Origin of the sequence: Knoellia terrae, from assembly GCF_048606435.1 — a bacterium.
Taxonomy (GTDB): Bacteria; Actinomycetota; Actinomycetes; order Actinomycetales; family Dermatophilaceae; genus Knoellia; species Knoellia terrae.
Genome location: NZ_JBMBWH010000003.1, coordinates 154,868 through 174,129, shown reverse-complemented (window position 1 = coordinate 174,129; position 19,262 = coordinate 154,868). Strand labels below are relative to the sequence as shown.

The window sequence follows — 19,262 nt, the reverse complement described above, 5'->3', positions numbered from 1 at the left end:
GTCAGTCCAGACGGTCGGCGGCCACGACGCCGCGGCGGACGCCGTCGATGGCCTTGCGCGCCGTACGACGGAGCTCGGAGTCGGGGGCGGCGTCGCCGATCTGACCGAGCAGGTCGACGATCTGCTTGCACCGCCGCACGAAGTCACCGGCCGCCATCTCCTGGCCGCGCAGCACCGCGTCGAGTCCCGAGCCGCTGGCCCAGCGGTGCACCATCCATGCCATGCCACCGTCGGGAGCCTCGGTGCGCTGGAGACCGTGCTGCTCCTCGAGGTCGTCGAGCTGGCTCCACAGGCGCTGCATCTCGGTGATGGCCACGGCCACCTCCTCCGTCGGCATGCGCGGTGACGGGTCGGCCTGCTCGTGCCGAGGGGTGTGGACCAGCGTCGAGACGCAGGCGGCCAGGCCCGGCGCGTCGAGCCGCTTCCACACGTCGGAGCGCAGGCACTCCGCAGCGAGGAGGTCGCGCTCGGTGTAGAGGCGTCGCAGCCGCTCGCCGCGGTCGGTCACCGCTCCCTCGGCGTCGAGGTAGCCGAGGTCGGTGAGCACGACGCAGATGCGGTCGAAGGTGCGGGCGACCGAGTTGGTGCGCCCCTCGACCTTGCGCTGCAGGCCGCTCGTCTCGCGCTTGAGGCGGTGCCAGCGCTCGGCCCAGCGGGCGTGGTCCTCCCGCTCGGGGCACTGGTGGCAGGGGTGCGCCTTGAGCTCGCGGCGCAGGTGCTCGATGCGGTCGCTCTCCTGAGCCTCGTCCGCCGCCCGCTCCCTGGCCCGCTTCGGTGGCGGGTCGTGCGGCACCGCGATGCGCATGGTCGTGGCGAGGTCGCGACGCGCCTTCGGCGACTTGGGGTTGAAGTGCCTCGGGACGGCGATCCGCACCGTGGCCTCCACCGGCACGGGCACGTCGGTGAGGGTGAGCCGTCGGAACTGCCGGTCCTCGGTGACGACGCCGGGACCGCTGGGGGTGCCCTTGCCGGAGCGGGCCTCCTGGACGACGACGGCCCACCCGGAGCGCCGGCCGGCGGGCACCTTGATGACGTCGCCGACCTTGAGCACGTCGAGGCTGACCGCCGCCTCCGCGCGCCGACTCGCGGACCGCTTCTTGGCACCGTCCTTCTCGGCGTCGGCGATGGCCCGACGGATCCCGGCGTACTCGCGGAAGTCGCCGAGGTGGCAGTGCATCGACTCGGCGTAGCCGGCGAGTGCCTCGTCGTTGCGCCGCACCTTGGTCGCGAGCCCGACGACGGCCCGGTCGGCCTGGAACTGGGCGAACGAGGTCTCGAGGATCTCGCGGGCCACCTGCCGCCCGACCTGGGTGACGAGGTTGACGGCCATGTTGTAGGTCGGCCGGAAGCTGGAGCGCAGCGGGTAGGTCCGGGTCGAGGCGAGCCCACCGACGGCGAGCGGGTCGAGGCCACGGCTCCACTGCACGACGGCGTGGCCCTCGATGTCGATGCCACGTCGGCCGGCGCGTCCCGTGAGCTGGGTGTACTCGGCCGGCGTGACGTCGGCGTGGGTCTCGCCGTTGAACTTCACGAGCTTCTCGAGGACGACGGTCCGGGCGGGCATGTTGATGCCGAGAGCGAGGGTCTCCGTCGCGAACACCGCCCGGATGCGGCCACCGGTGAAGAGCTCCTCGACGATCTCGCGGAACAGCGGGAGCATGCCGGCGTGGTGGCAGGCGAAGCCGCGCGACAGGCCCTCGACGAAGTCGAAGTAGCCCAGGACGCCGAGGTCCTCGTCGGCCAGGGAGCCCATCCGCTCCTCGACGAGGCGCCGGATCCGCTCGCCCTCGCGCTGCGGGATGAGCCGCGTGTCGGCCGACAGCAGCTGGCCCACGGCGCCCTCACACCCCATGCGGCTGAAGATGAACGTGATGGCCGGGAGCAGCCCGTCACGGTCGAGCTGGGCGATGACCTCGGCCCGGGTCGCTCCCCCGCCGGGCCGTCCACCGCGCACGAACCCGCCCCGCCCACCACTGCCACCGTTGCCCCCGCCCGGGCCCCCGCGCGACACGTGCCCCGTGTGCGAGCGGTCGACGCCACGACCGGGCCCGCGCCCACGCTCCGGCACGGCGTGCCGACCGCGACCGTGCTCGCGGGTGCTCCCCCGCACCCAGCCGTCGTCGGCCCGCCGCTGGTCGGCCGAGCGGATGGCCTGCAGCAGGTCGGGGTTGACCCGGGGCGTGGACCCGTCCTCGCGCGGCTCGGCCGTCTCGTCGACGAAGAGGTCGAACAGCGTGCTGCCCACGAGCATGTGCTGCCACAGTGGGACCGGTCGGTGCTCCGAGACGACGACGGCGTGGTTGCCGCGCACCTCGGCGAGCCAGTCGCCGAACTCCTCGGCGTTGCTCACCGTGGCCGACAGCGAGATCACCTGCACCGACTCGGGCAGGTGGATGATGACCTCCTCCCAGACCGCACCGCGGAAGCGGTCGGCGAGGTAGTGGACCTCGTCCATGACGACGAAGCCGAGTCCCTCGAGGGTGGAGCTGCCGGCATACACCATGTTGCGCAGCACCTCGGTGGTCATGACGACCACGGGAGCGTGCCCGTTGACGGACGAGTCGCCGGTGAGCAGCCCGACCTGGTCGACGCCGTGGACGGCCACGAGGTCGTGGTACTTCTGGTTCGACAGCGCCTTGATCGGTGTCGTGTAGAACGCCTTGCGCCCGGTGGCGAGGGCCATGTGGACGGCGAACTCGCCGACGACCGTCTTGCCCGCGCCGGTGGGGGCGGCGACGAGGACGCCCTTCCCCGCCTCCACGGCGCGACAGCCCTGCACCTGGAAGTCGTCCAGTGGGAACTCCAGCGAGGCCGTGAATGCCGCGAGATGGGGTCCCGGAGTGTCCATGCCGTCAGGCTACGTCAGGACGGTCACCGCGCCCGGGACGACCTCGCACTCCATCGGCAGCGGCCCGAAGCGCTCACCGTCGGCGTACGACACGATGCCCCTGGCCTCGAGCCGGACGCGCCGCCCCTGGAGGATCTCGACCGCCGGGTGGCTCACGTGGGCACCTCGGAAGACCTGCGGGAAGACGCGCAGCAGGGTGGGCGTCGAGACCTCGTGGAGGATGAGCACGTCGAGCAGGCCGTCGTCGTACGAGGCGGCGGGGACGACCCTCATGCCTCCTCCGTATGCCGGCCCGTTGCCCACCGCGACGAGCATCGCCCTGGTCTCGTAGCGGGTGCCGTCGACCTCGATGACGTAGGGAATCGGCCGGAAGACCCCGAGCTCGCGCAGGAGAGCGAGGTTGTAGCGCATCTGGCCCTTGGGCCACCGCCACCCGTTGGCGCGCTCGTTGACGACGGCGTCGAAGCCGGCCGCGAGCACGCCGACGAACCAGCGGTCCTCGCCGCGGGGCGTGGTGCGGCGGATGGCGTCGATCCGACGGGTGGCCCCGTGGGTCACCCGCTCGACGGCCCTGGCGGCGTCGCGCACCGGGAGGTCGAGCTCGCGGGCGTTGTCGTTGCCCGTGCCCGCGGCGATGATCCCGAGCGGGATGTCGGTCCCGGCGACGAGGTTGACGCCGAGGTGGACCATCCCGTCACCCCCCGCGACGACGATGCAGTCGACCGCGTGGTCCGCGATCGCCGCGCGGCCCCGCTCCAGTGCGTGGGCCCCGTCCATCGCGGAGAGATCGACGACGTCGTGGCCGGCCGCCGCGAGCAGGGCCGCCGCCTCACGACCGATCCGGGCCCCGGTGTTCTTGCCGGCTGTGGGGTTGACGACCATCCCGATGCGCTGCCGCGCGCTCACAGGGAGGAGGCCTCGTCGTCCGAGGTGTCGAGCCAGTCGGGTCGGGCCTTCTCGCGCCGGCGGTCGATGAGCCGGGCGATGCCGTAGGCGACGAAGTACAGCAGGACGAGCGGCGCGGCCAGCAGGAACATCGTCATCGGGTCGGCCGTGGGCGTGGCGACGGCCGCGAAGACGAAGATCAGCACCACCGCCACCCGCCAGCCCTTGATCATCTTCGAGGCCGGCAGGATCCCGACGGCGTTGAAGGCGACGAGGAAGACCGGGAAGAGGAAGCCCCCACCGAAGACGAGGATGAAGCGGGTGACGAAGGAGAAGTAGGCCGAGACCTGCTGGATGTTCGAGGTGCCGGACGGTGAGAAGCCGTAGAGCAGCTGCAGGGACTGGGGCAGCACGAGGTACCCGAGGAAGCAGCCGCCCAGGAAGAGAGGGACGGTCGCCGCGATGAACAGCAGCGAGACCTGCTTCTCCTTCTTCGTCAGGCCCGGGACGACGAACGCCCAGGCCTGGTAGAGCCACACCGGGCTCGCCGCGATGACCCCGACGAAGACCGACAGGGTGATGAGGTTGGAGAACGCCGAGGTCGCCTCGCCGAAGTTGAGGCTGATCGCGCTCTGCGGGTTGGACTGCTTGTAGGAGTTGAACGGTGCCGCGAGGAAGTCGAAGATCCGTTCGTAGTTCAGCGCGGCGGCGACCGCCAGGACGACCACGGCCACCGCGGCGATGAGCACGCGACGGCGGAACTCGCGCAGGTGGTCGCCGAGCGACATCCTGCCTTCGGGGTCACGCTCGCGCCGTCGAGGCAGGCGAGGCCGACCGGGTCTCGCGACGCGGGCCATCGACAGGGTGCGTCAGCCGATGGTGCCGGAGCGGGGGCCCGACGTGTTGTCGGTCTGCGGGGCGTTCTCGTCGATGGGCGAAGGGGCGGGGCGCGTCGTGGGGTCGACGTCGGCCTCGCGGCGCACGGTCTCACCGGCAACGGTCTCGGACGACTTCTTGTCCTTGCCGTCGTTCTTCATCTCGTCGACCTCGGACTTGAAGACGCGCGCCGAGCGACCGAGGCTGCGCGCCGCGTCGGGCAGGCGCTTCCATCCGAAGATGACGATGAGGAGCACCGCGATGATGATGATCTCGGGAGCCCCGAAGTTGCGAAGCATGATGCGTGCCTTCTTCCGATGAGAGGTCTGGGGTCAGTCTACGTCGTGGGTGCCAGGGGCCAGCGCTGCGCGGGCGCGCTCGGCCAGCCGCTCGCGCAGGTCCGGTGGCGCCACCACGACGGCGTGGCCGCCCAGCCGGAGCACGAGTCGCTCCAGCCACGCGGTGTCGGCCGTGCGCAGGGTGATGGTGCGCGACCCGTCCTCGGCGTCGCTGACCGACTCGACCGGGTAGTAGTCGCTCACCCACAGGGCACCGGGCAGCAGCCGCAGCGTGACGAGGAGGTCGTCGTCGGTGGGGCTGAAGATGCTGTCGCCCACATCGCGGGGCGCGACCCCCTCCGGGGGCGTGCCGTCCTCGTCGAGCAGCGTGAGGGCCTCGACCCGGTCGAGCCGGAACACCCGGGTGCCGACGGCCCGGTGGCACCAGCCCTCGAGGTACCAGAAGCCGTCGGCGGCGATGACGCGCATGGGGTCGACGTCGCGCTCGGTCGACTCGTCGCGCCCCGGCACGTGGTAGCTCAGGTGCAGGCGTCGGTGGCGCTGGACGCCCTCGCGGGCACGGGCGAGGACGGCGTCGTCCACGCCGGCGCCGGCCAGGTCCACGGAGACCCGTGAAGCGGGCTCCGCCGAGGCCCCGGCCGCCGCCTCCAGCTTGGCCAGGGCCCGTTCGATGGCGTCGCGCTCGGTCAGCCCGGGCACCTCGAGGAGGGTGCGCAGCCCGACGATGAGGGTCACGGCCTCGTCCACCCCGAGGCGCAGGGGCCGTGAGATGGCGTCGGCGTTCCCGACGAAGACGCGGCCCTCCTCCCAGTCCGCCTCGATGAGCTCGTCGGGCATCTGCCCGTAGCCGCAGAGGAAGAGCAGGTTGAGGTCGGACTCGAGCTGCTCGACGCTGACGTCGAGACCGCGCGCGGCCTCCTCGAGCTCGATCCCCTGGCGGTTGACCAGCCAGGGGACCATCGTCAGCAGCCGGGTCAGCCGGCTGGTGGCCGTCTCGACCGCCATCAGGCGCTCACCTCGTGGGCGGCGAGGGTGGCGCGCAGGTGGGTCCGGACGCGCTCGAGCAGCTCGAGAGGCTCGACCACGGTCACGGCGTCACCGTGCCCGGCGAGCTCGGCGGCGAACCCGTCGACGTCGTGGAAGTCGACGGTCAGCTCGGACCACCCGCTGTCGGTCTCGGTCGTCGCGCTCGCGCGACGGCGCAAGCTGTGTGCCGCCCCCGGGCGGACGCACACCCGGGCGGGACGCGCCTCTCCGCGCGGGTCGGACTGCTCGACGAGGACGCGCGCCTCGTGGTCGGCGGGCACCTCGAACGACCCGGGCCGCCCCGCGGTGCGGACCCGTCCGTCGATGCGGGACAGCCGGAAGACACGGGTGTCCTCACGGTCGAGGTCGTACCCCGCGAGGTACCAGCGGCCGTGCCACTGGACGAGGGACCAGGGCTGCACCTTGCGCGTGCGGGCCTGCGTGCCCTCCGGCCGGCGGTAGTCGAACGTGATGGGCGTGCGGCTCAGCACGGCGTCCTTGACGGCCTCGAACGCCGGCTCGGTGGTCCGCAGCCGCGGCTCGATGCCGATGAGGGCGCCCTCGTCACGCTCGACACCGGCCGCGCGCAGCTTGCGCAGCGCCTCGGCGGCAGGACCGGCCATGGACGCGTGCGCCCAGCTGCGGCTGGCCAGGCCGAGCACGGCGAGCTCGTCCGGCTCGAAGTCGATGTCGGGCAGGGCGTAGTCGCGCTGGTGGATCCGGTAGCCGGGCTCGTCCTCGTGGAAGGCGTCGATCTCCTCGGTCGCCAGCGGCACGCCGAGCCCTCGCAGCTCGTCCTTGTCACGCTCGAACATCCGGTCGAAGGCCTCGGTCGACGCGGTCGCGCCGTACTGCGGCACGAGGGTGCGGATCTGCGCCTTGGAGAGGGGGCGACGGGTGTAGAGGAGCACGAGCACGAGGTTGAGGAGGCGCTCGGTCTTGGCGGCCGTGCCCGTCGCTGCGCTCATGTCTCCGACGCTACTCGATAGCCTGCGCACTGTGATGCAGTGGCGCGAGGGCGTGGTCGTCCAGGAGATCCGGGAGTGGCCGGGGGCGGTGGAGTATGCCGTCCGGCTGGCTTCCGCGGGCGACTCCGGTGCCGAGGTGCGCGCGCTGGCGTACACCGCGATGGTCGGTCGGCCGGAGCCCGGCGACCGGGTGGTCCTCAACGCCTCGGCGCTGCTCAAGGGACTGGGCACCGGCGGCCTGGCCTTCGTCGTGGCCATCCCCGACCGCCTTCCCGAGGACGCGCCTGACTCCCCCGGCCACATCGTCAAGGCGCGCTACACCCCGCAGCAGCAGATGTTCCTCGCCGTGGACGAGCAGGACAGCATCCACCACGACGTCCTCCTCGACGCAGACTCCCTGGACGGGATGCCCGTGGTCGTGGCCGACCTCCACTCGGCGCTGCCCGCGGTCGTCGCGGGCATCCGGCTCACCATGCCGGAGGCCCGCGTCGCCTACGTCATGACCGACGGCGGGGCCCTGCCGCTCGCCTTCTCGCGCGCGGTGGCCGGGCTCAAGGAGGCCGGGTGGCTCGCGGCGTCCCTGACCGTGGGCCAGGCCTTCGGCGGTGACCACGAGGCCGTGTCCGTGCACAGCGGGCTGCTCGCCGCCCGGCACGTCGTCGGGGCCGACGTCACCGTGGTCACGCAGGGCCCGGGCAACGTCGGCACCGGCACCCGATGGGGCTACTCCGGGATCGCGGCCGCCGATGCGCTGCACGCGGCGCACGTCCTCGGGGGCACCTCGGTCGCGGCGCTGCGCGTCTCGGGAGCCGACCCCCGCCCACGGCACCGTGGCATCTCGCACCACAGCACGACGGCATACGGGCGGGCGCTGCTCTCCCCCGCGATCGTCCCCGTCCTCGCGGGCGGGGGCGAGCTCGCGGCCCTGGTGCGACGGCAGGCGACCCTCCTGGCCGCCACCAGCCGTGCCGACCTCGACGTCGTCGAGATCGGCACGGAAGGGGTGCTCGCTGCCCTGCGGCAGAGCCCGGTGGGGCTGTCGACGATGGGGCGTGGCCTCGAGGAGGACCTCGCCGCCTTCGTCGTCAGCGCCGTCGCGGGTGTCGCCGCGGCCCAGCGGGTCAGCGGACGCTGACGAGGTCCACCACGAAGACCAGGCTCTCGCCGGGCTTGATGACGGCGCCGGCGCCGCGCTCGCCGTAGGCGAGGTCGCTCGGGATGTGCAGGCGGCGACGGCCGCCCTCCTTCATGCCGACGATGCCATCGTCCCAGCCACGGATGACCTGACCGACGCCGAGGCGGAAGGTCAGCGGCTCGCCGCGGTTCCAGGAGGCGTCGAACTCCTCGCCGGTCGAGTGCGCGACACCGACGTAGTGGCAGGACACGGTGGAGCCGGCCGTCGCCTCGGCGCCGTCACCGACGCTCAGGTCCTCGGTGACGAGCTCAGTGGGGACGTCGCCCGGGAAGTCGATCTCGGGGCGGCTGGTGTTGGGGTCGAAGCCCATGGTGGGTCCTTTCGGGAACGGTCGTGCGGACGGGTGCTGGCTCAGACGGCGGCGAGGACGTCGACGACGAAGACCATCGTGTCGGTGCCCTTGATCTCGCCCTGGCCCTGGGCGCCGTAGCCGTCGGCCGGGGGCACGACGAGGAGCAGCCGGCTGCCGACCGGCTGGCCGACGATCGACTTGTCCCAGCCGGGGACGACCTGGCCGACACCGATGGCCGTGGTGAAGCCCGTGGCGTTGGAGTCGAAGACCTTGCCGTTGCCCCAGAGGGCGCCGGTGTAGGCGACGCGGACGGTCTGCCCGCTGGCGACCTTGGCGCCCTTGCCGGTGACGAGCGGCTGGGTGACGAGCGTGGTGGGAGGCGTGGCCTTGGGCATCGTGATCGTCGCGGGCTTGCCCGCGTTCATCTTCACCGTGGGCAGACCGGGCTTCGGGGCGACGGCCGTGCCCTCGGCCTCCTTGAGCGAGGGCGAGGCCTTGATGACGTCGACGACGAAGACGGCGGGGTCCTCGGCCTTGAGGCCCAGGCCGCTGTTGCCCTGCGGTCCGAAGACGTCGGCCGCCGGCGCGGCGAGCAGCAGCCGCGCGCCCGGCTTGGCGCCGTTGAGCTGGTTGGTGAGGATCGGCAGCATCCGCTGGTCGGACAGGTCGATGCCGAGCGTCTGCTTGTCGGTCCACGTGCTCGTCGCGACCTTGCCGTCGGTGCCGTTGACGATCTGGATGTGCACGGACGTGAGGTCGCTGGCGCCCAGCGGCGTGCCCTCACCCTCGGTGATCACCCGCTTGACCTCCTCGGTGACCTTGAGCGGCGTCGGGGCGATCGTGACCTTCGGCTCCTTGGCGGCCTCGCCCTCGACCTTGACCTGGGCCAGCGGGCCGGAGGCGGCGGACGAGCTCCCGGAGGAGTCCCCGGAGGAGCCGCCGGAGGACTCTCCGCAGCCGACGAGGGCGACGAGACCGACCGTCAGGGCGGCGGCGAGGGGGGCAAGACGGGGGCGGGACACAGGAGTACCTCAGATCGAGCGGGGTGGGGGGATGTCCCCACCATAACCACTGGACCTGTCACATCCCTGAGATGAGCCGCTCCACCCGGGGGTCCTCGTTGCGGAACGGGTCCTTGCACAGGACGGTCCGTTGCGCCTGGTCGTTGAGCTTGAGGTGCACCCAGTCGACGGTGAAGTCACGACGGTGCTCCTGCGCGGCCCGGATGAAGTCGCCGCGCAGCTTGGCGCGCGTGGTCTGGGGCGGCTTGACCTTGGCCTCGAACACCTCGGGGTCGGTCACCGCCCGGGCAGCCCGTCCCCGCGCCTGGAGCAGGTAGAACAGCCCTCTGCGCCGGTCGATGTCGTGGTAGGCGAGGTCGATCTGGGCGAGGCGGGGGTGGTCGAGCCCCATCCCGTGCTTGCTCGCGTAGCCGTCGAGCAGCTTGTACTTGATCATCCAGTCGATCTCGGTGTCGACGAGCGAGTGGTTGCCGGACTCGACCGCGTCGAGCGTGCGCTCCCACAGGTCGAGCACCGTCTTGTGGTCCGGGTCGTGCGCGCCCTCGCGGTCGACGTAGGCGGTCGCCGCGGCGAGGTACTCGCGCTGGAGGTCGAGGGCGCTCAGCTCACGGCCGTTGGCCAGGCGCACCGTCCGCCGGCCGGTCATGTCGTGGCTGATCTCGCGGATGGCGCGGATGGGGTTCTCGAGGGTGAGGTCGCGCATGACGACGCCGTCCTCGATCATCCGCAGCACGAGGTCGCACGAGCCGACCTTGAGCATCGTCGTGGTCTCGCTCATGTTGGAGTCGCCGACGATGACGTGGAGCCGGCGGTAGTGCTCCGCGTCGGCGTGCGGCTCGTCCCGCGTGTTGATGATCGGGCGGCTGCGGGTGGTCGCGGACGACACGCCCTCCCAGATGTGGTCCGCCCGCTGGCTCACGGCATACTCCACGCCCTTGGACGTGCGCACGAGCTTGCCTGCGCCACAGGTGATCTGGCGGCTGATGAGGAACGGCAGCAGCGCGTCGGAGAAGACCTGGAAGTCGCCTGCACGGCCGATGAGGTAGTTCTCGTGGCAGCCGTACGAGTTGCCCGCCGAGTCGGTGTTGTTCTTGAAGACGTAGATGTCGCCGGCCACGCCGTCCTCCCGCAGCCGGAGCTGGGCGTCGGCGACGAGCCCCTCGACGATCCGCTCCCCCGCGCGGTCGTGCGCCACGAGCTGGCGCAGGGAGTCGCACTCCGCGGTGGCGTACTCGGGGTGGCTGCCGACGTCGAGGTAGAGCCGGGAGCCGTTGGCGAGGAAGACGTTGCTGGAGCGACCCCAGGCGACGACCTTCCGGAACAGGTAGCGCGCCACCTCGTCGGGCGTGAGCGTGCGCTGGCCGTCGGACGAGGCGGTGATGCCGTACTCGTTCTCGATCCCGAAGATCCGTCGCTCCATGGACCAACCCTAGTTCCGGGTGGGACCTCGCGGCGTCCAGCATCCGGAACGGCGGTACCGGCTCGCCAGACCTAACGGCATGTTTGGCGTCGGACAACATCTTGTTATCTCTGAGAGGACCTCCCCATGGCCACGCTGCGTCTCGGCGACCACGCCCCCGACTTCACCGCGGACACCACCGAGGGCGAGATCAGCTTTCACGACTGGAAGGGCGACGGCTGGGCCGTCCTCTTCAGCCACCCGGCCGACTTCACCCCCGTGTGCACCACCGAGCTCGGGCGGGTTGCCGCCCTCAAGGACGAGTGGGCCCGGCGCGACGCCAAGGTGCTCGCCGTCTCGGTCGACGCCATCGACGACCACCACGCCTGGAAGAAGGACATCGAGCAGGTCGGCGGCTCGGCGGTGACCTACCCGATCGTCGCCGACAAGGACCGCAGGGTCGCCGAGCTCTACGACATGATCCACCCCGGCGAGGGTGACACCTCGAGCGTGCGCTCGGTCTTCCTCATCGACCCGGTCGGCAAGGTCCGGCTCTCGTTGACCTACCCCAAGAGCGCCGGCCGCAACTTCGACGAGGTCCTGCGTGCCCTCGACGCGTTGCAGGTCAACGACTCCGGACCCTTCTCCACCCCGGCCGACTGGAAGGTCGGCGAGCGCGTCATCGTCGCCCCCACGGTGTCGACCGAGGACGCCCGGGAGCGGTTCGTGGACGTCGAGGAGGTCACGCCCTACCTGCGCTACGCCAACGCCCCCACCGCCTGAGGGACCACCTCGGTGCCGTGTGCTCCCCTGCCGGGAGCACACGGCATACGTTGGTCCCCATGACCGACGCACCCGGACTCGAGATCCCCGCCGACCTGCTCCTGCCCGAGAGCGGCACCGGCCCCGGGATCGTCCTGCTGCAGGAGATCTTCGGCGTCACGGACTACATCCGCTCGCGGGCCCGGGACCTCGCCGACCTCGGCCACGTCGTGCTCGTGCCGCACCTCTACGCCCGGCTCGGCGACCCCGTGGTCGAGGAGGGCGGTGACGGGCTGCCCCGTGCCATGGAGCTGCTCCAGCAGCTCGACTGGGAGCAGGCCGTGGCGGACGGTGTGGCGGCCCTCGACGCGCTTCGCTCCCACGACGCCGTCACCGGTGGCACCGGGGTGCTCGGGTTCTGTCTCGGCGGCGGGCTCGCGTTCGCCGTCGCCGCACGGGCCGAGGTGAAGCCGGACGTGCTCGTCAGCTACTACGGCTCGGCGCTGCCTGACCTCCTCGCTCTCGCGCCGCAGGTGGGCATGCCGAGCCTGCACCACTTCGGCGAGGCCGACACCTACATCCCCCTCGACACCGTGCGCGAGATCGAGCGCGCCGTCACCGCGACCAACGACGCCGTGACGTTCGAGACGTATGCCGGTGCCGGCCACGCGTTCGACAACCCGTCACCGACGTTCCACCACGCCGAGGCGTCGCAGGCCGCGTGGGCGACCACGACGGCCTGGCTCGCCGAGCACCTCCCCGCCGGCGAGGCGTCCGCGGGCTAGTCGGAGTCGGGGGTCGGCTCGTCGCCGTGCCGCTGCGTCTGCGGGTTGCTGGCCGCCTGCCGGGGGCTGTCGTGGTCGACCGGTGGGACGTCGTCGGTGGGGTCCTCGTCGGACAGCAGCTGACCCAGCAGGTCGCCGTTGATCCGCCGGAACGTCCGTCGCGGACGGCTGCGGTCGAGCACCGCGACCTCGAGCGACTCGGGCCCGAGCCGACGGTCGGGACCACCCGCCGGGTCGTGGGCGAGACCCTCGACGGCGAGGCGGAGCGACTGGGCCAGGGTGAGTCCCGCTCGCCACTTCTCGGTGAGGCGCTCCTCGATCTGCTCGGACGCGCCTCCCATGGCGACGAGCCCGCGCTCGTCCGCCACCGAGCCGTCGTAGGTGAGACGGAAGATCTGGTCGCTGTCCGCGTCGCGACCGACCTCGGCGACGACGATCTCGACCTCGTAGGGCTTCGACTCCTGCGTGAACACGGTGCCGAGCGTCTGGGCGTAGGCGTTGGCCAGACCGCGGGCGCTGACGTCGCTGCGGTCGTAGGAGTAACCGCGCAGGTCGGCGTATCGGACACCGGCGACCCGGAGGTTCTCGAACTCGTTGTACTTGCCGACGGCCGCGAACGCGATCCGGTCGTAGATCTCCCCGATCTTGTGCAGGCTGCGCGACTGGTTCTCGGCGACGAACGCGATGCCGTGGTCGTAGCCGAGGACGACGACCGACCGACCGCGGGCGATGCCCTTGCGGGCGAAGTCGGCCCGGTCCTTCATCAACTGCTCGGGCGAGACGTAGAACGGCATACCGGCGGTCATGAGGCACCTCCGTCACGTCGGCCGCCCGGGTTGCCGCGGCGGTGGGAGAGGATCGCGTCGACCACGGGGGCGACGTCGTCGTCGGCGAGGAAGCGCGCACCGTCGGCGGTGACGATGCCGACGGTCGGCCAGATGCGGCGCCCGACGTCGGGCCCGCCGGTGGCCGAGTCGTCGTCGGCGGCGTCCCAGAGCGCCTCGACGGCCACACGGACGGCCTCGTCGGCGTCCATGCCGGGGCGGTGCAGCTTCTTGAGGGCGCCCCGCGCGAACAGCGAGCCGGAGCCGACGCTGTGGTGGTCGTGCTCCTCGTAGCAGCCGCCGGTCACGTCGTAGGAGAAGATCCGGCCGCAGCGGTCGTGGTGGTCGAAGCCGGCGAAGACCGGGACGACGCTGAGCCCCTGCATGGCCATCCCGAGGTTGCCGCGGATCATCGAGGCGAGGCGGTTGGCCTTGCCCTCGAGCGACATCAGGGCGCCCTCGATCTTCTCGTAGTGCTCGAGCTCGACCTGGAAGAGGCGGACCAGCTCGATCGCCAGGCCGGCCGTCCCGGCGATGCCGACGACCGAGAACTCGTCGGTCGCGAAGACCTTCTCCATGTCGCGGTTGGCGATGATGTTGCCCATCGTCGCGCGACGGTCACCGGCCATGAGGACACCGCCCTCGAAGGTCAGCGTGACGATGGTCGTGCCGTGAGGGGCGTCGATGGTGGCGCCGGGCGGCAGCCCGCGGCGTGACGGGATGAGGCTCGGCTCGTGCTCCGCGACGAAGTCGGTGAACGACGAGGACCCCGTGCGGAGGTATGCCGCGGGGAGACCGCCGCTGTCGGACACCGGTGTCACTGGCCGCCCTTCTGGACGAAACCGCGGACGAACTCCTCGGCGTTGGTCTCGAGGACGCCGTCGATCTCGTCGAGGATGTCGTCGATCTCGGTGTCGGACACCTGCGCCGAGGGTGCGGCCACCGGCTCGGTGGCGTCGTCGGGACCGTCGTCTCGTCGCCCGGGCTTGATCTGTTCCTGGCCGGCCATGGGCTCCTCCTCGTGTCGCGAAAGCACCGCGAGGTGCCTGGTGGTCCGAGCCTAGTCCGCGCCTCCGTCGACGGCCGCGAGGGACGCGAGGAGCGAGCGGATGTCGGGCGCTCCGTCGACGAGGTCCCCGACGGCGTCACGGGTGCCCCGCAGCGGCTCGAGGATGGGGATGCGCTGCAGGGTGCGCTCCCCCGGCACCTCGACGACCACGGAGTCCCAGGAGGCCGCCACCACCGACTCCGGGAACTTGCGCAGGCAGGCTCCGCGGAACCACGCGCGCGTGTCCTCGGGGGCCTGGTCCATGGCGACGGCCGCCTCCGCCTCGGGCACGAGGACCTCGACCCGTCCTGAGGCGGCCAGGCGGTGGGCCAGCCCGCGGTCGGCGCGCACGTCGGACCACTGGATGTCCACGGCGCGCAGGCGCGGGTCTCCCCAGCCGAGGGCGTCCCGCTCGCGGTAGCCCTCGAGGACGGACAGCTTGGCCACCCAGTCGACCCAGCGTCGGGCGTCCATCGGGTCGCCCTCGAGGGCGGTGAGGACGGTGTCCCACCAGTGCAGGACCTCGGTGGTCGCCTGGTCGATGTCGCTGCCCCAGCGGTCCTCGACGTAGCGGGCGGCCAGCTCGTGGAAGGTGCGGAGCAGCTCGACGGGCCGGATCGAGCGCCCGTCGACGAGCTCGATGGTCGACCTCAGCGTCGGGTCGTGGCTGACGGCGTGCAGGGTGCGCACCGGCGAGGCGACGGACAGGTCGGTGGTGAAGGCGTCGTCCTCGATCATGGCGAGGACGAGCGAGGTCGACCCCATCTTGAGCAGGTTGGCGACATCGCAGTGGTTGGCGTCCCCGAGGATGACGTGCAGGCGGCGGTAGAGGTCCGCGACGGCGTGCGGCTCGTCGCGGGTGTTGATGATCGGACGCTTCAGGGTCGTCTCGAGACCGACCTCGGTCTCGAAGAAGTCGCTGCGCTGGGCGAGCTGGTAGCCCGGGGTGCGGGAGTCGACGCCGATGCCGACGCGGCCCGAGCCGCACATCACCTGGCGGACGACGAAGAAGGGCGTGAGGCGGGAGATGATCCGCGCGAACGGCGTGCGCCGCGACATGAGGTAGTTCTCGTGGGTGCCGTAGGAGGCACCCTTGCCGTCGGTGTTGTTCTTGTAGAGGTTGACTCCCGGCGGGACGCTCGCCAGGCGGTGCACGGCCTCGCGCATGACGAGCTCCCCCGCCTTGTCCCACACGACGGCGTCGCGCGGGTTGGTCACCTCCGGCGAGCTGTACTCGGGGTGCGCGTGGTCGACGTAGAGCCGAGCCCCGTTGGTGAGGACGACGTTGGCCATCGTCGGGTCCTCGACGTCGGTGAGCTGGCTCGCGTGGGCGACGCCCCGACCCATGTCGAAGCCCCGCGCGTCGCGCAGCGGCGCCTCGTCGGCGTAGTCCCACGACGCCTGCGCGGGACGGATGCCCCGGCTCGCGGCATACGTGGTCACGACGTCGCCGGAGAGCACCATCGGGTTGGCACCGGGCGAGCCGGGGACCGAGATGCCGTACTCGGTCTCGATGCCCATGACCCGACGGACCGTCATCGAGCGACCGGGGCAGCCGTGGAACGCGTCATGACGCAAGCCAACCATGCCGCCCGTCCGCCACAGGGCAGGCACTCGGCATACTCGGCGGATGCGCCGATACCGCGGGATGTCCCCGACCACGACCGCAGCGGTCGCCCTCATCGACCGGCTCAGGGTGCCCGTCGAGGACATGAGCGAGCAGCAGCGGCACGAGGCACGGGCGACGACGTACCCGACCCGGAAGCCGTTCTCGGCCCTCCTCGGCCGGGTCGACCCGGCCGTCGGCATCACCTTCGGCACGGCCCCGGCCCGCGACGGCTACGAGATCCCGCTGCGCATCTACCGGCCCCGGGCGATCCGCGACGTCCAGACGGACGTCCCGGTCATCGTCTACTTCCACGGCGGCGGCTGGGTCCTCGGCAACGTCGTCAACTACGACCCGCTGTGCACCCACCTCGCGGCCGAGGTGGGTGCGGTCGTCGTCAGCGTCGACTACCGGCTCGCCCCCGAGCACCCCTCCCCCACGGCCGTCCACGACGCGGTGGACGCCACGACGTGGCTCGCGGCCCAGTCCGACGTGCTGCGCGCCGACGCTCACCGGCTGGCCGTGTGCGGTGACTCGGCGGGGGCCAACCTCGCGGCGGTCGTCGCCCAGGTGGTGCGCGACGGCGGGTCGGGCTGGATCCGCCACCAGGCGCTGCTCTACCCGGCCACCGACCTCACCATGGCCTCTCCGTCGATCGAGGAGCACGCCCACGCCCCGATCCTCACGCGCACCTCGATCCTCGCCTTCCGTGAGCACTACGCACCGAAGCGGGACTACGAGAACCCCCTGATGTCCCCGCTGTTCGGGACGCTCGAGGGTCTGCCACCCGCGTTGGTCCAGACCGCGGACCTCGACCCGATCCGTGACGACGGCACCCGGTATGCCGCGGCGCTGCGGTCCGCGGGCGTGGAGACCCGGTTGACCAACTACCTCAGGGTCCCGCACGGGTTCGCGAGCTTCCCGGGCGTCAGCGCCGCCGGTGCACAGCACCGCTGGGAGCTCGTCAGTGAACTGCGCCGTCACCTCGGACTCGCTCTGGCCTAGGGTCGCACCATGCGCGAGATCGTCGTCTTCTCCGGAAGTGCCCACCCCGTCCTCGCGTCCCAGATCTGCGACCAGCTCGGCGTGCCGCTGTCCCAGACGGAGATCAAGCGCTTCAGCAACGACTGCCTCCAGGCACAGCTGCTCGCGAACTGCCGCCAGCGCGACGTCTACATCGTGCAGCCCCTCGTCCCCCCGACGCAGGAGCACCTCATGGAGCTGCTGCTGATGATCGACGCGGCCAGAGGTGCCTCGGCCGCGCAGATCACCGCCGTCATCCCGCATTACGCGTACGCCCGGTCCGACAAGAAGGACGCCTCACGCATCTCGCTCGGTGGCCGCCTCGTCGCCGACCTCATCTCCACCGCCGGTGCGCACCGGGTGCTGACGATGAACCTGCACGCGCCGCAGGTGCACGGCTTCTTCTCGGTGCCCGTGGACCACCTCACGGCGCTCGGCGTGCTCGCCGACCACTTCCGCGGCACCGACCTGACGAACTCGGTCGTCGTCTCCCCCGACCTCGGCAACGCCAAGGAGGCCACCCAGTTCTCGCGCCTGCTCGGCCTGCCCGTCGCAGCCGGCAGCAAGCAGCGCAAGAGCGACGACAAGGTCGTCATCGACTCGATCGTCGGCGATGTGCGGGGCAGGCGGGCGATCGTCCTCGACGACGAGATCGCCACCGGCGGGTCCATCGTCGAGCTCCTCGACCGGCTCGCGGACGAGGGCGTCACCGAGGCCGCCGTCGCGTGCACCCACGGGCTCTTCTCGGGCAACGCCGTCGAGCGGCTCCGTCGCCACCCCATGGTCAGCCAGGTGGTCACCACCGACACGGTCCCGGCTCCCGACGGGTGGCCGCAGCTGCAGGTGCGCACGGTGTCCGGTCTCTTCGCCGAGGCCATCACCCGGATCCACCACGGCGAGTCGGTGAGCATCCTCTTCGACGGCGTCGACCCGACGCACGCCCCGCCGCAGGCCTCGCTCTTCGACAGGGTCGGCAGCTGACCCGGTGAGCCGCCTCCTCGCCCCGGCCCTGGACCTGCTCGCCGTCCTCGTGTTCGCCCTCGTCGGCCGGCGGTCGCATGCGCACGGCATCACCCTCGGTGGAGTTCTCGAGACCGCGGCCCCGTTCCTCTGCGGCACGGCCGCGGGCTACCTCGTCGCCGCCCTGACCTTGGACGCCGCACCCCGCTCGTGGCAGTTCGGCGCCGTCGTCGTCGTGGCGACGGTCGTCGTCGGCATGCTGCTGCGCCGGCTCGCCGCCACCGGCACCGCGCCCTCGTTCGTCGTCGTGGCCACCCTCTTCGTCGCCGCGACGATGCTGGGCTGGCGCCTCGTCGCCCGCCTCGCCGCCTGACGGGTCGGCGACCAGGGCCAGAGCGCTCGGCCGGGCCCTCAGGCTTCGGCGACCTGCTCCGCGAGCTGGACCCGGAGTGCCCGTGCCAGTCCGATGAGGGCGAGGTTCACCAGCACGGCGAGGTAGCCGGCGAACTGCGCATCGAGCAGCTGGAAGAACTGCACCACGAGGAGGTCCAGCAGCAGGGCACCCTCGAACACCCGGAGAGCCTCCTGGCGCCGGCTCCGCAGCCAGGCACCGAGGGCCAGTACGCCGATCAGCAGCGCCAGCGCCGCGGAACCGGCATACACGAGGTTGCGCACCGACGGTTCGGTGAGGACGATCCGTGCCGGGTGGAGCAGCGAGAACGCCAAAAACAGCAGGAACAGCACCACCGAGACGCGTCGGATCATCCGTGCCCGCGGCAGCTCGACGATGAGGCGTCGGGCGGCCGCGTAGCCCCGCCCCGGCCACGACCGGGTGACCGGATGCGGCGGCACCCCCTCGAGCGTCTCGGTGAGCAGGCGGACGGTGTGGTCCTGCTGGTCGGCCCTGCGCAGCAGCGCCAGGGCGCGGTCCCGCTCGACCTCGTCCATGTCGTGGGCCGCGGACTCCTTGAGCAGCTCCACCGCGTTGACCACGAGCTCGACATGGCTGAGCGGCTTGCGGTGCACGAGCAGCTCCACCGTGAGACCGATCGTCACGAAGGTCCCGTAGATGATGGCCGGCACCGGCTCGTAGAAGTAGTCGTTGTCGCCCGTGACGAACTTGCCCACCTCGTCGATGAACAGGCCGAAGCCGACGCCGCCGATGGTCGCGGCCACCGTCTGCGCCGTCCGTCCGAGGAACAGCAGCATGACGAGGATGGCGACGAGCATGCCGAGGCCGCCCCACAGCAGGTGGGCCAGGTGGAGGCCACCGCTCCCGATCTGCGGATAGTCGGCCAGCTCCAGGTAGATGCGGGTCAGCGCGATCGCCGCAACGGCACTGACGACGAACAGCTCGAACCGGTCACCACCCTCCGCGTCGCGCAGAGGAAGGCGCGAATGACCATGCGAGAGAACGCTCACCGGCCCATCCTAGGAAGCGGGC

20 protein-coding genes are annotated in these 19,262 nt (G+C 71.6%); 6 read left to right on the top strand and 14 right to left on the bottom strand.

What is annotated here, in order from left to right:
* Nucleotide 1: 1 nt before the first annotated feature.
* The 6 genes from ACOJV9_RS06010 to ACOJV9_RS05985 form a co-directional block, all read right to left on the bottom strand.
* Nucleotides 2-2,848: a DEAD/DEAH box helicase gene (locus tag ACOJV9_RS06010; RefSeq protein ID WP_420184284.1), complete on the bottom strand. Its 2,847-nt coding sequence runs from the start codon at nucleotides 2,846-2,848 to the stop codon at nucleotides 2-4.
* Nucleotides 2,849-2,857: 9 nt separating this feature from the next.
* Entirely contained in the window at nucleotides 2,858-3,730 is an 873-nt protein-coding gene (locus ACOJV9_RS06005) for a YegS/Rv2252/BmrU family lipid kinase (protein WP_420184467.1), read from the bottom strand.
* Nucleotides 3,731-3,750: 20 nt separating this feature from the next.
* Nucleotides 3,751-4,521 carry a twin-arginine translocase subunit TatC gene (gene tatC / locus ACOJV9_RS06000; protein ID WP_420184283.1) on the bottom strand — a complete coding sequence of 257 codons (771 nt, stop codon included), beginning with the start codon at nucleotides 4,519-4,521 and terminating at the stop codon, nucleotides 3,751-3,753.
* An 81-nt stretch (nucleotides 4,522-4,602) separates the two neighbouring features.
* Nucleotides 4,603-4,908, bottom strand: coding sequence for a Sec-independent protein translocase subunit TatA (gene tatA / locus ACOJV9_RS05995; protein WP_420184282.1), 306 nt, complete (start codon nucleotides 4,906-4,908; stop codon nucleotides 4,603-4,605).
* A 33-nt stretch (nucleotides 4,909-4,941) separates the two neighbouring features.
* Nucleotides 4,942-5,913, bottom strand: coding sequence for a helix-turn-helix transcriptional regulator (locus ACOJV9_RS05990; RefSeq protein ID WP_420184281.1), 972 nt, complete (start codon nucleotides 5,911-5,913; stop codon nucleotides 4,942-4,944).
* Complete coding sequence (locus ACOJV9_RS05985; RefSeq protein WP_420184280.1) at nucleotides 5,913-6,902, bottom strand: helix-turn-helix transcriptional regulator; 990 nt, start codon at nucleotides 6,900-6,902, stop codon at nucleotides 5,913-5,915. The genes ACOJV9_RS05990 and ACOJV9_RS05985 overlap by 1 nt, the downstream gene beginning before the upstream one ends.
* A 31-nt stretch (nucleotides 6,903-6,933) precedes the next feature.
* On the opposite strand from ACOJV9_RS05985, the gene ACOJV9_RS05980 reads away from it, so the two are divergent.
* Nucleotides 6,934-8,037 carry a DUF3866 family protein gene (locus ACOJV9_RS05980; protein ID WP_420184279.1) on the top strand — a complete coding sequence of 368 codons (1,104 nt, stop codon included), beginning with the start codon at nucleotides 6,934-6,936 and terminating at the stop codon, nucleotides 8,035-8,037.
* On the opposite strand, the gene ACOJV9_RS05975 is transcribed toward ACOJV9_RS05980, so the two are convergent.
* From ACOJV9_RS05975 to pafA, 3 genes are read right to left on the bottom strand one after another with little or no spacing between them, the layout of a single operon-like run.
* Nucleotides 8,024-8,407 (bottom strand): FKBP-type peptidyl-prolyl cis-trans isomerase, encoded by a 384-nt coding sequence (locus tag ACOJV9_RS05975; RefSeq protein ID WP_420184278.1) that lies wholly within the window; start codon nucleotides 8,405-8,407, stop codon nucleotides 8,024-8,026. The two genes, ACOJV9_RS05980 and ACOJV9_RS05975, sit on opposite strands and share 14 nt — an antisense overlap.
* Before the next feature lie 41 nt (nucleotides 8,408-8,448).
* Complete coding sequence (locus ACOJV9_RS05970) at nucleotides 8,449-9,411, bottom strand: FKBP-type peptidyl-prolyl cis-trans isomerase (protein WP_420184277.1); 963 nt, start codon at nucleotides 9,409-9,411, stop codon at nucleotides 8,449-8,451.
* Nucleotides 9,412-9,469: 58 nt separating this feature from the next.
* The gene (pafA, locus tag ACOJV9_RS05965; RefSeq protein ID WP_420184276.1) at nucleotides 9,470-10,831 is read right to left on the bottom strand and encodes a Pup--protein ligase; all 1,362 of its coding nucleotides are present in this window, start codon (nucleotides 10,829-10,831) and stop codon (nucleotides 9,470-9,472) included.
* Nucleotides 10,832-10,957: 126 nt separating this feature from the next.
* Between pafA and ACOJV9_RS05960 the strand changes: the two genes are divergently transcribed.
* On the top strand, nucleotides 10,958-11,593 hold the full coding sequence (locus ACOJV9_RS05960) for a peroxiredoxin (protein WP_420184275.1): 636 nt from the start codon (nucleotides 10,958-10,960) through the stop codon (nucleotides 11,591-11,593).
* A gap of 59 nt (nucleotides 11,594-11,652) precedes the next feature.
* Entirely contained in the window at nucleotides 11,653-12,357 is a 705-nt protein-coding gene (locus ACOJV9_RS05955) for a dienelactone hydrolase family protein (protein ID WP_420184274.1), read from the top strand.
* Here the strand turns inward: ACOJV9_RS05955 and prcA are convergent.
* Genes prcA through dop form a run of 4 tightly spaced genes read right to left on the bottom strand, consistent with a single transcriptional unit; the run spans nucleotide 12,354 to nucleotide 15,768 of the window.
* Nucleotides 12,354-13,163 carry a proteasome subunit alpha gene (gene prcA, locus ACOJV9_RS05950; protein WP_420184273.1) on the bottom strand — a complete coding sequence of 270 codons (810 nt, stop codon included), beginning with the start codon at nucleotides 13,161-13,163 and terminating at the stop codon, nucleotides 12,354-12,356. The two genes, ACOJV9_RS05955 and prcA, sit on opposite strands and share 4 nt — an antisense overlap.
* The gene (prcB, locus tag ACOJV9_RS05945; protein ID WP_420184272.1) at nucleotides 13,160-14,002 is read right to left on the bottom strand and encodes a proteasome subunit beta; all 843 of its coding nucleotides are present in this window, start codon (nucleotides 14,000-14,002) and stop codon (nucleotides 13,160-13,162) included. Before prcB ends, prcA begins: the two co-directional genes overlap by 4 nt.
* Nucleotides 13,999-14,190, bottom strand: a complete 192-nt coding sequence (locus tag ACOJV9_RS05940; RefSeq protein WP_420184271.1) for a ubiquitin-like protein Pup — start codon at nucleotides 14,188-14,190, stop codon at nucleotides 13,999-14,001. Before ACOJV9_RS05940 ends, prcB begins: the two co-directional genes overlap by 4 nt.
* A gap of 51 nt (nucleotides 14,191-14,241) precedes the next feature.
* Nucleotides 14,242-15,768 carry a depupylase/deamidase Dop gene (gene dop, locus ACOJV9_RS05935; protein WP_420184270.1) on the bottom strand — a complete coding sequence of 509 codons (1,527 nt, stop codon included), beginning with the start codon at nucleotides 15,766-15,768 and terminating at the stop codon, nucleotides 14,242-14,244.
* A 91-nt stretch (nucleotides 15,769-15,859) separates the two neighbouring features.
* On the opposite strand from dop, the gene ACOJV9_RS05930 reads away from it, so the two are divergent.
* From ACOJV9_RS05930 to ACOJV9_RS05920, 3 genes are read left to right on the top strand one after another with little or no spacing between them, the layout of a single operon-like run.
* The gene (locus ACOJV9_RS05930) at nucleotides 15,860-16,840 is read left to right on the top strand and encodes an alpha/beta hydrolase (protein WP_420184269.1); all 981 of its coding nucleotides are present in this window, start codon (nucleotides 15,860-15,862) and stop codon (nucleotides 16,838-16,840) included.
* Between the two features lie 9 nt (nucleotides 16,841-16,849).
* Nucleotides 16,850-17,839, top strand: a complete 990-nt coding sequence (locus ACOJV9_RS05925) for a ribose-phosphate diphosphokinase (protein WP_420184268.1) — start codon at nucleotides 16,850-16,852, stop codon at nucleotides 17,837-17,839.
* A 4-nt stretch (nucleotides 17,840-17,843) separates the two neighbouring features.
* Nucleotides 17,844-18,191, top strand: a complete 348-nt coding sequence (locus ACOJV9_RS05920; protein ID WP_420184267.1) for a DUF3054 domain-containing protein — start codon at nucleotides 17,844-17,846, stop codon at nucleotides 18,189-18,191.
* Nucleotides 18,192-18,229: 38 nt separating this feature from the next.
* Here the strand turns inward: ACOJV9_RS05920 and ACOJV9_RS05915 are convergent, their stop codons facing one another.
* The gene (locus ACOJV9_RS05915) at nucleotides 18,230-19,240 is read right to left on the bottom strand and encodes a hypothetical protein (RefSeq protein WP_420184266.1); all 1,011 of its coding nucleotides are present in this window, start codon (nucleotides 19,238-19,240) and stop codon (nucleotides 18,230-18,232) included.
* Nucleotides 19,241-19,262: the final 22 nt, after the last annotated feature.